Consider the following 14,978-nt stretch of genomic DNA (forward strand, 5'->3'; position numbering starts at 1 on the left):
GGTAATGTATAACTACCTAATTATAGCGTTATGCCATATTAAAAGTAATTATTTTTGTGAACATACCAATCCTATTAAGCATTAATAGAAAATAATTCATAGTTCTATAAAATATATATTTACATAGTTATACCTTCTGTCAAATTCATTAAGTCCTGCACGCGTTCTTTTATCTCTTTTTGAATATCCTTGTTAAACAGTTTTCTATATACATATTCTCGTCTCCAGTCATTATATTCAAAATCTTTTATATAAGCCCACCATTCTTCAGAACGTCCATCATGAATCTTTTCTTGGATTATCTGTTTAATATTTTCATTATCTTCTCTCGTTTTTGGACTATTATACCTTATCCCATAGCTTAGCTTATTGAAATTAGCATTCTTAAATTCAAAGCATATCTTTGCATAGTTCCATTCCTTCTTCCAAAGAAGGAAGTGACTGTACTGCTGTTGCCAATAACCGTCCTCTGTCCGAAACTCTAATTCCAGCCTCAACTCGTTGGCTATTTCCTCAACTTGCTTTCTTAACTCTACACCAATAACCTTATTGAGGATTCGATTATAGTTATCATGTATTCGGATTGCAGTAAAGATATTCTCGGAGTTCGCAAGTAATTCTATCAACTCCTTCTGTTTTTGCTCGTCCATATTCTGATACGTTAATAATGATAATAAGTTCCTATATTGTATAATTGTCTCTCTTACTAAGGGCTTATCAAAAGCCTTCTCGGTACACTTCTGAAGCCACGGACGTATAAAATCTCTATAAGAAATACAAAAGTAATCTTCGTTCTTCTTCATCTTCCTACTGCTTCCGGTAACGGATATATCATGAGGAGAATGTCCATCTAAGGTCAGATATAAAATTAGGGAATTCTCCAAACCATACTTTTGCTTAGCAAATTGATAATACCTATAGAGTTGTTTAGTTTGATCGCTGGCATAAATCTTATTTTCTATGATAATAGCTTTTGACTTATCGCCTTGTACCGTGCCTGATTCTATCAGAATATCCATTCTTCCACCTTCTTCTTTATCCCTCGAGATACCACCTATCGACTTTTCAAAATTTACAGTAGCATTGGTTGAATCAAAAACAAAGTTAGAGTATTTACTATCGCAAACGAAGTTTTGGAGTTGCTGGCAAAACAACTCTAAGAATGCTGTTCCACAACTGTGCGTACCTTTTGGGTCCATCAATGCTGCAAGCATAGCTGAGTGCGTACGAACCTCATCACTTTCAACGTGCATTATCTTAAAAACATTAAAGTCTTCTCCACGCTTACTTTTTTCTTTCTTCAAGATTTCATCTTCATCTATAAACCTTCGAATCTTATGCAATAGTTCTTTAATATCTTCCATAAATTATTGTTTTTCTTTATAATCTAAATCAGACCCACATGTCATCATAGCTTCGTGATATTTCCTCATGAAAAATGTTCCTTACAAACTGATTTAAAGAGCTGATAAAATTGGAAGTTCGTAATCACTTTTAAGTTTACTATCATATACTACTATCTTCTACCCATTTATCACATCGTATAGACTGTATGTTACAAACACTGGCTGGCTTTCTCGCAGTGAGTGCCAGCACTGTGTGCGTAGTCGTAGGGTAGTTGATTGTATTGTTCAATGGTCATAGAACTATCGCTTAAATATTCCGCATATTTTTCTTAAGAATGAAGTGATATTTTGGAGTTCATTGCATACACCTAACTTATCTTCTTGTCTAATCTCGGTTCTATCATAATTATAAAAATAGTACACCTTCTCTTTGTTGTTTTTACTAGTATCACTAGACTCTACTATATTTACATTAGTAACAAAACTTCTACAAGAGCTAAGTATAATGTAAGACAGTATAAAGTCTAAAACACCTACCCCTACTTTTGCTATATCCCAGACGATAGAACTATTATTTTCAAATTTAAGAAAGACTCCTAAATCTTTTAATAAGATTAGTAACCAACTAAATGTAATGATTAAACTAACCATTTGATTCACCTTCGAGACAGAAAAAGGATACGATTTATTAAATTGTTTCGGATTGTAAATAGTATACTCGTTAATTTTTATAATGCCAAAAATAGGTTTTCTTAATTTTATACTTAAATCTTCAATATGAGCTTCCCAATTTTCCTGCCAAAATTTACTTCCTCTGTTTGCCATATACCATAAGAGGGATAACAAGAAACCTAAAGAAGAAAGAAGTAGAAGTAGCCATTCTTTTTCACTACCAGATGGTCCACTTATTGGCAACACTTTATAGTATCCGACAAAAACAGCACCAATAAAAAGCACGAAGTAGCCTGTGCGCTTCCAATATAACTCTATCTCAAATTTTCTTGTATCAAGTGCTATTTGGAATGCCTCTTCTAATTTCTTTTCATCAAAGTTATTGATATAATCTTCCTTTGATATTCCGCCTTTATTCTCTTTCATAGTGTTTGATTAATCTAAAAAGCCCCAATAGTATTTCTACCATTGGGGCACGTTTATAATCATTATTTTACTTCACTTCCTCAAAGTCTGCATCTTGGATGGTGTCATCCTGCTTTGGCTGCTCCTGCTGACCAGCATCTGCGCCTGGCTGAGGACCTGCCTGTGCACCTGCTTGGCTATACATCTGCTGTGATGCTGCCTGCATAACGGTGTTGAGGTTGTTAATAGCTGTGTCGATGGCTGCAACATCAGCTGACTTGTGAGCATCACGGAGCTGCTGAAGAGCAGACTCGATACCTGACTTCTGGTCGGCTGGAATCTTGTCACCATTGTCCTTCAAGAAGTTTTCGGTAGTGAAAATCATTGAGTCAGCCTGATTCAGCTTGTCAATCTTCTCACGCTCTGCCTTGTCGGCTGCTGCATTCTGCTCAGCTTCAGCCTTCATACGGTTGATTTCCTCCTCGCTCAAACCACTTGAAGCCTCGATGCGGATGCTCTGCTCCTTACCAGTTGCCTTGTCCTTAGCAGATACGTTAAGGATACCGTTAGCGTCAATATCGAATGTTACCTCAATCTGTGGCACACCACGACGAGCTGGAGCAATACCTGTCAAGTTGAACTGACCGATAGACTTGTTCTGTGCTGCCATTGGACGCTCACCCTGCAGAACGTGGATAGTAACCTCTGTCTGGTTATCAGCTGCAGTAGAGAACACCTCGCTCTTCTTGCAAGGGATAGTAGAGTTAGCATCGATAAGCTTTGTCATCACACCACCCATTGTCTCAATACCGAGGGTAAGAGGAGTTACGTCAAGCAATACGATGTCGCCCACACCGCTCTCCTTATTAAGGATAGCACCCTGGATAGCTGCACCAACAGCAACCACCTCATCAGGGTTAACACCCTTTGAAGGCTCCTTACCGAAGTAGTTCTTAACCAATGTCTGCACTGCAGGGATACGGCTTGAACCACCTACGAGGATAACCTCATCGATATCTGATGTCTGCAACTTAGCATCACGGATAGCATTCTGACAAGGAACGAGACAAGCCTGAATGAGGTTGTGTGCCAACTGCTCGAACTGTGAACGAGTCAAGGTCTTAACCAAGTGCTTTGGAACGCCACCCTCAGCTGTGATATAAGGTAAGTTAATCTCAGTAGAAGAAGAGCTTGACAACTCAATCTTAGCCTTCTCTGCAGCTTCCTTCAAACGCTGCATTGCCATTGGGTCCTTTCTCAAATCGATACCCTCCTCAGCCTTGAAGCCATCAGCGAGCCAGTCGATGATTACCTGATCGAAGTCGTCACCACCAAGGTGAGTATCACCATTCGTAGAAAGTACCTCGAACACACCACCACCGAACTCAAGGATAGAGATATCGAAAGTACCACCACCAAGGTCGAATACAGCAATCTTCATATCCTTATTAGCCTTGTCAACACCATAAGCAAGTGCTGCAGCAGTAGGCTCATTCACAATACGCTGTACGTTAAGACCTGCAATCTGACCAGCTTCCTTTGTTGCTTGACGCTGTGAGTCAGAGAAGTAAGCAGGTACGGTGATAACTGCATCAGTTACTTCTTGACCGAGATAGTCCTCAGCGGTCTTCTTCATCTTCTGCAGAATCATTGCAGAAATCTCCTGTGGAGTATATTTGCGGTCGTCAATCTGTACACGTGGATAACCACCCTCATTAACAACCTTGAATGGAACACGCTCAGCCTCTTTCTGACACTGTGCGTAAGTCTCACCCATGAAACGCTTAATAGAGTAAATCGTCTTCTCTGGGTTTGTGATAGCCTGACGCTTAGCAGGGTCACCCACCTTACGCTCGCCGCCTTCAACGAAGCCCACGATAGAAGGTGTAGTACGCTTACCCTCGCTGTTAGCGATTACCACTGGCTCATTACCTTCAAATACAGCAACACAAGAGTTTGTTGTTCCTAAGTCAATTCCAATAATCTTTCCCATAATTGTATATTTTTTATTATTATTCGTATTCAGTTATTGACAACTGTCCATCACAGTATCATCAGACTTATATCGTCTGTAACTGTTACTAACAGCGTCATTCGCCAATTATTAGACAAATGATGTGCCAACAGAGTCAGACTGACAGAATGGCAGAATTAGCGACAACATATACAATTATTCCCGCGTAATTATATCCTTTAAGTATGATAAATCCTACTTAATCAAGAAATAAAAAGGCTGTGCCAACACTCATTACAAGAATGTTGACACAGCCACATTATATCCAAATACAACAGCCTTATTTTACACTGAAGGTTGTTATTTTCATATCATTCTTTTCATTTCGTTTGTCAGGATCACCCAAAGAGATACCATACTCACCTGGTTTTAGATTCTCAATAACGATATAGTAAGAACTCTGTCTATATTTCTTGGCCTTAAAAGAAATCTGTCCGAGAGAGTTTGTCTTGGTCGCAGACAGTGTTCCAGCTTCAGCCAACTGCGCTCTACGTTCCTTACCCTTCACCTCGAATGGGAAAATATTAATAAATGACTCTGGATCGGTTGAGTTATTTGCAGCCTTAATAATAAGGCGGACATCCTTACCAGCAGGTACTGTTACAGATGAAGTAGGACCACTCAAAGTAATACGTGTTTTTACTTTTCCAATACCAACAAGATACAACGAAGCACCAGCCTTACTTTTAATAATACCTGACTCACGTGGTAACTTCTGATACTCTGTGTCGGAAGTAAGCAGGTAAGTCTGGTCTGCAAACTCTGGCTCTGGAACAGATACTTTTTGTGCAAAAGATGTTGTCATACCTAACAGCAGGAACAACATTGTAAAAATAGACTTTTTCATATGATTAAATTATTATTAGTTCTCAAATTTACAAATTAAAGTTGACAAAATATAAAAACATACTTTAATTTTATCATAAATTAACGGTAACTATCCAGCGATAATAAACGTTGAATATCAAGAACTTATGAACTTAATATTGTGGCAAAAAGGCTCGAAAAGACATTATTTATTAGAATTTGTCTGTGTCTATTTATGTAACTTACTGATAATCAATAATAGTTTATACATCTTATCGCTGAATAGTTACGATTAGCCATTATAGAAAACAAAAGTCCGAGAATCTCTGAAAAAAAATTCCAGACTTTCGTTTATTCTATTATATACATATTATACTCTTGGTTCAGAAGCAAGAAAGAAATAGTCAACACCCTTACTAACAGACTTGTCGAAGACACCATCAACAACCATTCCTGCCTCTAAAAGGCGAGCACCAACCACCTTACGATCTGCATCATAACCGCCATAGGTATAATTATTCTTGAAAAGGAAAGCTATAGCTACATCATGAGTTTTACCCCCATAAGTAATCTTGCCTAAATCCAAACGATAAGGAGCAATATAAAAGAGGATTGGTTTCACGTTGAACACGCTAATAGCACATTTGATTTCCTGATTTGGCAAAGCCTCAATAGCTTGCTTCAAGTCAGTATCAATAATACTTGCTGTCAACATCTTAGTTGGGATATTTTTGATAATAAGTGTTGTGTCATCTTTGATTTCCCAAGTCGTATTCACAGAATCTTTCCTTTCAAGTTGTTCCCGTTCATTTAGGCCATATCTTGAAAGTTTACCACGATAAAGGCCTTGAATAGTATGGCTTGCAGCCCTCAATTCTTCTACTGATGGCAATTTAGCCTTGCTCTCATAATCGTCGTTAAGACAAGAGGCTAATGAGAATGTTGCAAAGAATGCAATTACTAAAAAAAATAAGTTCTTTCTTTTCATTATAGTGCGTTTTGGTTATTATATTTAAGTTTATTGGTCACAAATTTACACATTATCAACTTATTTCCAACACAATTACTGTTAAAAGAGTAATAAGAAAGTTGCATGATTCGTTTATGTTATTTATTTTAAAGAATTTACCCCTGTTTGTAGACAAAATAAAGTGCTTTTGATAACATATAATACGCTATATAACTAAAAGAGAAGTTAGGGGAGATAGAAAGCATGCTCAGCTATCAACACTTTACTTTCACGATAATAAACATTTTTCTTCATGAAAAGAAATATTTTCTTTCGTGAAAATAATTATTTATTTTCATGAAAATAATTCACCAACGTTGGAAATGAAGGAATGCTAAAAGCCTTTAGAAGGTATCAATATAGATAGAACTATAACTCAAACTCAGGCTTTTACTACCTTAGTTTTCCTTCCAGAAAGCTGGGGAAAAGAGTACTAAGACCGTAAAAAGTTCCAAACGACCTACGAGCATGAGGAAGGAACAAATCCACTTTGCCAAGTCTGGTAGCTGTGCCCAAGACATTGTAGGACCAATTTCCATACCCAAAGTAGGGCCAACATTACCTAAAGAACTCAACGTAATCGTGATAGCATTCGTGTTATCAATACCAACCGCGATCATCGTAAAGGCACAGAAGAGTGTCAAAATAAGATAAAGTCCGATGAAACCTAAAAGTGTTACACGCTTTGACTGTGGTATATTCACTCCATCAACCTTCATTGGTAAGACAGCATTAGGGTGGAGTATCTGACGGAACTCATTGCGCACCACCTTTAATAACATCACACCACGAATACTCTTGATACCACCACTGGTAGAACCAGAACAGCCGCCAAAGAACATACATGCAGCCAAGACAACCCATGTTACATGAGGCCACTTGGCAGCATCATCGCTGAAAAGTCCTGTCGTTGTTATAAAGGAAACAACTTGGAAGAGCGCACTACGGAAGGCATGCTCTATCTCATAATGATTGCGATAAACAAGTTCAAAGGAGATAAAAATAGTAAACGAGAGTACCATTATGGTATAGAAACGGAACTCACTATTCTTTAATAACTTCTTGATATCCAATCCTACCACTGAGGCATACAACAATGTGAAGTTGACACCAGAAAGGAAGCAGAACAATGCACAGACATATTCTTCCGCTGGAGAGTGAAAGGTTGCTATAGAACCGCTCTCTGTTGAGAATCCACCCGTTGCCGTACTGGTCATGGAATAATTGAAAGCATCAAACCATCCCATACCACAGACCTTATAAGAAAGGATACAAGAAATGGTAAGCACTAAATAAACCACCCATATCCACTTAGCGCTTGTACTTAGTCGTGGGTGTAACTTACTCTTTATAGGACCTGTTGCCTCAGCCGCAAAGACTTTTACCGAGCCGCCCACCATAGAAGGAAGGATGGCTATGGTAAAGAATACAATACCTAAGCCACCAATCCATTGTGTTAGCGAACGCCAGAAAAGAATACCTTTAGGCAGATGTTCTGGATAGTCTATAATTGTAGCACCAGTTGTAGTAAAACCTGACATTGCTTCGAAAAAAGCATCAGTAAAACTCCCTATATAGCCACCAATCATAAAAGGAAGTGTTCCAAAAACCGTAAAGAGTATCCAAGATATCGTTACTACAAAATAAGCATCACGCCGTCCCAAAAGATTGTCTGCATTCCGACCTAACAATCGAAAGGCTGTTCCAGCAACTATTGTGATAAGAATACTCCAGACAAGGGGCATTATATCAATGCTATGATAAAATAATGCGACAAATAGACTACTGAGCATCAGTACGCCTTCTATCCATAACAAGGAACCAAGAATCTTGGAAATGAGTTTCAGATTGAGCATAGTTAAATAAACAATTTCTCCACCTTTTTCATATCAACATTATAACAGAAGACAACAACGGAGTCGCCAGCTTCAATCAGTGTATTACCAGAAACGAGCATACCTTCTCCATTCCTTACAAGTCCTCCAATAGTCATTCCTTTCGGAAGGTTTAGTTCTCTTACAACCTTTCTCGTAATCTTTGAATCAAGACTTGGCACAAACTCTGCCACATCAGAATTAATAGACATAAGAAACTTCACATTTGCTACATTTGCATCCAGCATCATCTGATAGATATGACTGGCAGCAAGAGCCTTCTTATTGATAATCGTACCAATGTCAAGTCCATCAGCTGTATTCACGTAATCAAAGTTCTCTACCGATGCAACAGTTTTGCGAACACCCAGTCGCTTAGCAGTCAGACAAGCCAAAATATTTGTTTCAGCATTAGAGGTCAAAGCCACAAAGGCTTGTGTATGACGAATACCTTCTTCTTGCAACAATCCAATATCACGTCCATCACCATTAATGACCAATCTATCTTCGCTAAAGGCATCGTTCAGAACCTCACAACGAGCAGGGTTCAACTCGATAATCTTCGCATTCATATATTCAGGCAGCATCTTTACGGCACGTGCAGCAGTCTTACCACCGCCCATAAAGATAACATTCTGTACATCAACATATTGTTCCTTACCGACAATCTTACGAATATACGGAATATACTGCTTTGTGGTCATAAAATAAGCCAAGTCATATAACTGCAAGGTATCATTACCACCAGGGATAATTGTCTCATCATTACGCTTGATAGCAACGACATGATAAGGATCATCTGGTCCACAGATATCCTTCAAAGGTCGGTCGAGTATCTCACAAGTCTCACGCAGTTTAATACCCAACATCACCAATGCACCATCATGCACATCCCAACGTTGGCGTACCCATGACATCTTCAAACCATTGATGATATCTTTTGCAGCAAGTATCTCTGGATAAATAATATCACTAATACCCATCTGACGGAACAATTCCTTATTATGTTCTTCAACATACTCAGGATTGTCCACACGTGCAACAGTCTTCTTAGCACCCAACTGATGTGCCATAACACAAGATGCGATATTAGCTGATTCACTTGGAGTAACAGCAATAAAGAGGTCGGTATGTTCCACACCAGCTTCTTTTAGTCCCTTTATATTTGTGGGTGAACATTCCATAGTTAGCAAGTCATACTCACTACTGATTTTCTCCAGATTCTCTGGATCCTCATCCATGAGTACAATATCTTGCATATTACGAGAAAGTAGCTTTGCCAAATAGGTTCCTATGGCGTATGCTCCTGCTATAATAATTTTCATTTCTTCTTCTTTTTCGTTTGAATGATGATGAGTGATAATATATCATTTAGCCTTAATTAGCTCTTTCTTGATACTCTCAATATCTATTCCACAGATTTCACGCAACTGCTGTACCGTCCCCTGCTCTACAAAATGGTCAGGCATACCCATACGAGTTATCTGTGGTGTATAGCCATGATCGCTCATCCACTCTGTTACAGCAGAACCTAATCCACCATTACGTACACCATCCTCTATCGTTATGATACGTGAGAAACGACTTGCAACCTCCTCAAGAAGTTTATCGTCTAATGGTTTCAAGAAACGCATATCATAGTGTGCGATTGATGGACAATGACCTTCTGTTTTTGGAGATTCAGCACTCTCTATCAGTTTAATAGCCTTTTCAACATCATTACCAATAGGTCCGATACTCAAGATAGCTACATCCCAACCATCATGAAGACGACGTCCTGTTCCTACCTCTATCTCTTTCAGCGGACACTCCCAATCAGTTAAAACACCATTACCACGTGGATAACGAATCACAAAAGTTCCCTTATCAGGCAACTGTGCCGTGTACATCAATCTACGAAGTTCACGTTCGTCCATCGGAGAGGCAATGGTAAGATTAGGAATTGGACGCAAAAAAGCCATATCGAAAGCACCATGATGTGTTGCACCGTCTTCACCCACCAAGCCTGCACGGTCTAAACAAAGGACAACAGGAAGGTTAAGTATAGCTGCATCGTGGATAATACTATCATATGCACGCTGTGAGAAGGCACTATAGATGTTACAGAAAGGCTGCAAACCATCCTTTGCCATACCAGCAGAGAAGGTGACTGCATGCGCTTCCGCAATACCCACATCAAAGGTACGGTCAGGCATAGCATCCATCATTATATTCATAGAACAACCCGTTGGCATAGCTGGCGTGACACCTACAATGCGAGGATTCTTCTTTGCAAGTTCTAACAATGTCTTTCCAAATACATCTTGAAACTTAGGTGGTTCATTACTGCAATCTTGCACTATACGCTTACCTGTCTCTGGATCAAACTTACCTGGAGCATGCCATACCGTCGCACTCTTCTCAGCAGGTTCATATCCCTTACCCTTCTTGGTGTGTAAATGGAGTAGTTTTGGTCCCTTCATATCCTTCAACTGACGAAGAATACGAACCAACTCTTCAACATTATTCCCATCAAAAGGTCCGAAGTAACGAATATTCATACCTTCGAACATATTCTGCTGATGTGCTAAGGCTGACTTAAGAGCATTGTTAAAACGCAGTAAACCCTTTCGACGTTCATCATTCAATAAGCCTTTATCATGCAACCATTGTGACGCCTTGAAGCGTAAACGATTGTATGTCTCGTTGGTATCAAGCTTCAACAAGTACTGTTCCATACCACCCACTGCCCTATCAATAGACATATCATTGTCATTAAGAATGATAAGTAAGTCATTAGGTTGGCTGGAAACATTGTTCAGACCCTCGAAAGCCAAACCACCACTCATGGCTCCATCGCCAATAATAGCAACGACATGACGATGCTGCTTCGTAAGGTTAGAAGCAACAGCCATGCCCAAGGCAGCAGAGATAGAGTTAGAGGCATGTCCACAAGTAAAGGTATCATACTCACTCTCAAAAGGAGAAGGGAATGGCATCAAACCATTTAACTTACGGTTATTACAGAAGCTCTCACGACGACCCGTCAAAATCTTATGGCCGTATGCTTGATGACCGACATCCCATACGATACGATCTTCTGGAGTATTAAAAACATAGTGGCACGCCACCGTTATTTCAGTTGCACCTAAGCTGGAGCCAAGATGACCTGGATTAACGGCAACCTCTTCTATGATATCCTTCCGCAACTGCTGACATAACTTTGGCAAATCATCCAAAGAAAGCTTACGCAAGTCTGCAGGCGATTGTATTTTATTTAAAAGGCCGAATCTATTTTCCTTTGACATTATCAAATAACATGAAATCAATGCAAAGGTACGCTAAATAGATTAAAGGGCAAAATAAAACAGAGAGGTATTCTATTATTTATGGTCTAATTTACAAATGAAGCTCTGTTTCACAGCTCGATATATTTTTTCTTACACAGATAAATAAAGTATAATTAGGTAAGAAACGAATAAAATAAGACATAAAAAACAGGGACAAACCTTAAAGATTCATCCCTGTTTATTATTTCAGTCAACCAACCTTATTAAGGTTAGCTAATTGGTAGCTTAATTACTTAACGTAAACAACAGCCAAACGGTTAGAAGTTACGCCCTGTACACCCTGACCCTTAGCTTCATCAACGATGACACCACGGCTCTGGAGATACTTAGCAACAACGTCTGCACGGTTCTGAGAGAGGCGATCGTTGAGTGCCTTTGGACCCTCTGGAGAAGCTGTACCTACGATCTGTACGTGACGGCCTGCCTTAACATCATCAAGAGCCTTCTTAGCCTCGTTTGTGAGGAAGTACTTACCCTGAGCGAATGTTACGAATACCAAGTTGTCAATGCAGAGAGTCTGAGTTGTCTGTACAGGAACCTCCTTAACAACTTCCTTAACAACCTCCTTAACAACCTCCTTTGGCTTAGCGTTAAGCTGATCACGGAGAGAGTTAATCTCATCGTTCAACTGACCAACATTCCAAACCTTGAAGTTGTGTGTACCGTTAGAAGTCTTGAACTTGTAGTTAAGACCTACGAAAAGACCGAGCTGAGCTGCGTGCTTACCGAACTGAATAGCATCGCCAGGACCGTGTGTAAGATTCCAGAGGATAGCTGGCTCTACATAAAGCTGCCAAGCTCTCTTCTCACCGAGGTTGTAAGCGAAAGTAAGACCAGTCTTAGCTGTCAACTCTGTATCATCACCAGTGTTATTAGTCTGAATGATGTGCTTGTCACCGTAAGTAATCCAATAACCGATACCTGCCTCAGCACCTACCTCGAAACGACGATCTGGGTTGTACTCGCAGAAAAGGTTTGTGAAGTTGATAGTACCGTTCAAACCAAGGTTGATGGCACGAACAATTGTGTGACTGTTAGAGAAACCTAAAGAACCTGTCTGCCAACGGTTATCACCGAAGAATGCAAGACCCTCGAGGTTTGCACCATAAACTGGGCTAAACTGCTTACCGAGCTTAAGACCAGCTGCTGCGTTAAGAGGAGTTACGCGACTAAAATCAAGAGGAGCAGCAACACCACCCTCTACACCGAGGTAAACGTTGTCAAATGCCTTAGCCTTCTCGTAAGCTACCTGAGCCTGTGTACTTGTGATACCCATAGCGAGCATCGAAAGTGCAATCAAAAACTTTTTCATAAATGCTTAATATTAATTCTGTTAATTTTAGCGACTTAATTATATTCGGTTTGCAAAGATAGCACTTTTTTTGAATAGACTACATCATTTCATAGAAAAAATCTAATTTTTAGGTAAAAAAGTGGTTTTTCAATATCTTTTTAACTATTTTGGGCAATAAAATATCCCTAAAGAGGTAAATTTGCATTTTAACATTCCCTTTTAAAATAGGATCAAAAACACTTATTCTACACCATATTTTATTGCTGTTTTAACCCAAATCGGTTATAGCTGGATTACTTCACCTTATTATATATATAGAAGAAACTAATATGCAAAGATTCGCATATTCCACACAGATTAGAGATGAAATCAGTAGGTTTTTACCAAGCATTTTCATGAAGTATGGGGTATGTAACCTTTATTTTTACCATCATAAGTAATTTACAGTCATGAAAACAATAAATTATTAACCTGAAAAGAAATATTTTTCTTCATGAAAATAATTATTTCTTTTCATGAAGAAAAATCGCAATCCTTCACTTTTATAAAAAGAGAAAAGACTTTATAAGAAAGACTACTACCCATCTTTATCCCTCATCCTATGATAGTTATGTTCGTCGAAGACGCTTGAAAAGATAGAAGATAAACATCATTCCACGGAGAGAGAGTTCAACAGCCATAGCAAACCAGACACCACGAAGACCGTACTGCGTTGCCAGTGCATAAGCCAAGGTCAGACGGATAAGCCACATACTACCCAAGTTTATTAAGGATGGCTTCAGCGTATCGCCTGCTCCTATACAGACACTATAAGCAACAATAGCTGCAGCAAAGAATGGTTCGGCGAAGGCTTCAATACGAAGAACAGAAGTTCCCAAAACCTGGATGTCAGCCACAGGAGACAATAAGCCAATCATTTCTGGAGCAAAGATATACATCACAACACCCATAAATGCCATAACTACCATACCAAGCGACACTGTCATCCATGCAAAACTACGATGAAGATCACGCCTATCTGCCCCAACACTCTGCCCCACCAATGTTGTGGCAGCCTCACTAATACCATGTCCTGGCATGTAGCAGAGACTCTCTGCGGTAATAGCAAACGAATGAGCAGCAATAGCGATATTACCCAAAGGAGCTACAATCATTGTCGAAACAAGTTGCGCACCATTCATCAGAAGATATTGTAATGCCATCGGTGCACCAATCTTCATTGCATTCCATATATATTGCCAACGCCAGACAAAACGTTCGACATCCTGTTTCCAAGCTAAGATAGGACTGCGAAAGATTGCATAATAAGCCAATGGAAGTGCTACACAAACGAAAGATAAAAGACTTCCAAGCGCTGCACCAGCCACACCTTCACCCAAACCCGGCATCGTCACCTCTACTCCAAAAAGAGAAATTGTGCGTGTAGGAAAAATAAAGAAGTAATTGAAAATCACATCCAACACACACATTAATATCGCCATAAAACTCGGACGACGCATATCACCCGACACCTTCAGCATAGCTGCTGACATATATTCAATAAGGTGGAAGGGAATAATTAGAGAGAAGATAAGGAAGTAAACAGTTGCATCATGTTGGATGTCAGCACCACCACCCAACCATACAGGAAGGCGAGAACCGATAAGAAAAGTTATCAGCAATAAAAGCAATGCAAAGCATAGTCCGAAAATATAACCATGACGCATCACCGCACGCGCCTTTGCAAAGTCGTTAGCGCCAATAAAGTGAGCTACCTGAACTGAAAAACCCATTGTCACTGCACTCACTAAAGAGAAGAAAAGCCATGTCGCTGGTTCAACAAGTCCAATAGCTGCTGATGGTTCAGCACCCAACGAACCCACCATTCCCGCATCAATATAGAACATTAGAACTGTTGTCACCTGCGCTAAGATAGATGGGATACTGAGTTGGATAATGAGATTAAACTTCTCATTCCTGCTCATCATCTCACCACTACGAATCTTGGCAAGAAGACTTTCAGTAACAGACTTACTAAAGGATATACGCACGGGAAACTATAATTTGGAATAAATGAGAAACTGAATAATAAATAATGAGAGCTTAAAGAGAGATAGTAAACAAAAGCCTCTCGCTAAGAATATCGAATTATTAAAAGTAAAATAGGGACCTTGCTCCCGTCTGTCCACTGCTATAATTGAGTCGAACACACGGGAACTTGTGTCCCTACCTATAAGACTAAAGGTCAT

General features: G+C 39.5%; 10 protein-coding genes. All 10 read right to left on the reverse strand.

Annotated elements, in window-relative coordinates:
• Positions 1-119: 119 nt before the first annotated feature.
• The 10 genes from FIU21_RS10160 to FIU21_RS10205 all read right to left on the reverse strand — a co-directional run bounded on the left by FIU21_RS10160 (position 120) and on the right by FIU21_RS10205 (position 14,780).
• Positions 120-1,364, reverse strand: a complete 1,245-nt coding sequence (locus FIU21_RS10160) for a PDDEXK-like family protein (protein WP_004360726.1) — start codon at positions 1,362-1,364, stop codon at positions 120-122.
• 282 nt (positions 1,365-1,646) lie between these two features.
• Complete coding sequence (locus FIU21_RS10165; RefSeq protein ID WP_004360725.1) at positions 1,647-2,444, reverse strand: RipA family octameric membrane protein; 798 nt, start codon at positions 2,442-2,444, stop codon at positions 1,647-1,649.
• A 67-nt stretch (positions 2,445-2,511) separates the two neighbouring features.
• Entirely contained in the window at positions 2,512-4,416 is a 1,905-nt protein-coding gene (gene dnaK / locus FIU21_RS10170; RefSeq protein WP_004360724.1) for a molecular chaperone DnaK, read from the reverse strand.
• 301 nt (positions 4,417-4,717) lie between these two features.
• A complete protein-coding gene (locus FIU21_RS10175; protein WP_004360723.1) occupies positions 4,718-5,284 on the reverse strand; it encodes a hypothetical protein in 567 nt (188 codons plus the stop codon).
• Between the two features lie 330 nt (positions 5,285-5,614).
• On the reverse strand, positions 5,615-6,232 hold the full coding sequence (locus FIU21_RS10180; protein WP_004360722.1) for a DUF4840 domain-containing protein: 618 nt from the start codon (positions 6,230-6,232) through the stop codon (positions 5,615-5,617).
• Between the two features lie 419 nt (positions 6,233-6,651).
• Complete coding sequence (locus FIU21_RS10185) at positions 6,652-8,109, reverse strand: TrkH family potassium uptake protein (protein ID WP_004360721.1); 1,458 nt, start codon at positions 8,107-8,109, stop codon at positions 6,652-6,654.
• 2 nt (positions 8,110-8,111) lie between these two features.
• Complete coding sequence (gene trkA, locus FIU21_RS10190) at positions 8,112-9,452, reverse strand: Trk system potassium transporter TrkA (RefSeq protein WP_004360720.1); 1,341 nt, start codon at positions 9,450-9,452, stop codon at positions 8,112-8,114.
• A 42-nt stretch (positions 9,453-9,494) separates the two neighbouring features.
• Complete coding sequence (gene dxs, locus FIU21_RS10195) at positions 9,495-11,414, reverse strand: 1-deoxy-D-xylulose-5-phosphate synthase (protein ID WP_004360719.1); 1,920 nt, start codon at positions 11,412-11,414, stop codon at positions 9,495-9,497.
• Between the two features lie 271 nt (positions 11,415-11,685).
• Positions 11,686-12,768: an OmpA family protein gene (locus FIU21_RS10200; protein WP_004360718.1), complete on the reverse strand. Its 1,083-nt coding sequence runs from the start codon at positions 12,766-12,768 to the stop codon at positions 11,686-11,688.
• A 590-nt stretch (positions 12,769-13,358) separates the two neighbouring features.
• Complete coding sequence (locus FIU21_RS10205) at positions 13,359-14,780, reverse strand: MATE family efflux transporter (RefSeq protein WP_004360717.1); 1,422 nt, start codon at positions 14,778-14,780, stop codon at positions 13,359-13,361.
• Positions 14,781-14,978: the final 198 nt, after the last annotated feature.

Source organism: Prevotella melaninogenica (genome assembly GCF_013267595.1).
GTDB classification, from domain to species: Bacteria; Bacteroidota; Bacteroidia; order Bacteroidales; family Bacteroidaceae; genus Prevotella; species Prevotella melaninogenica_D.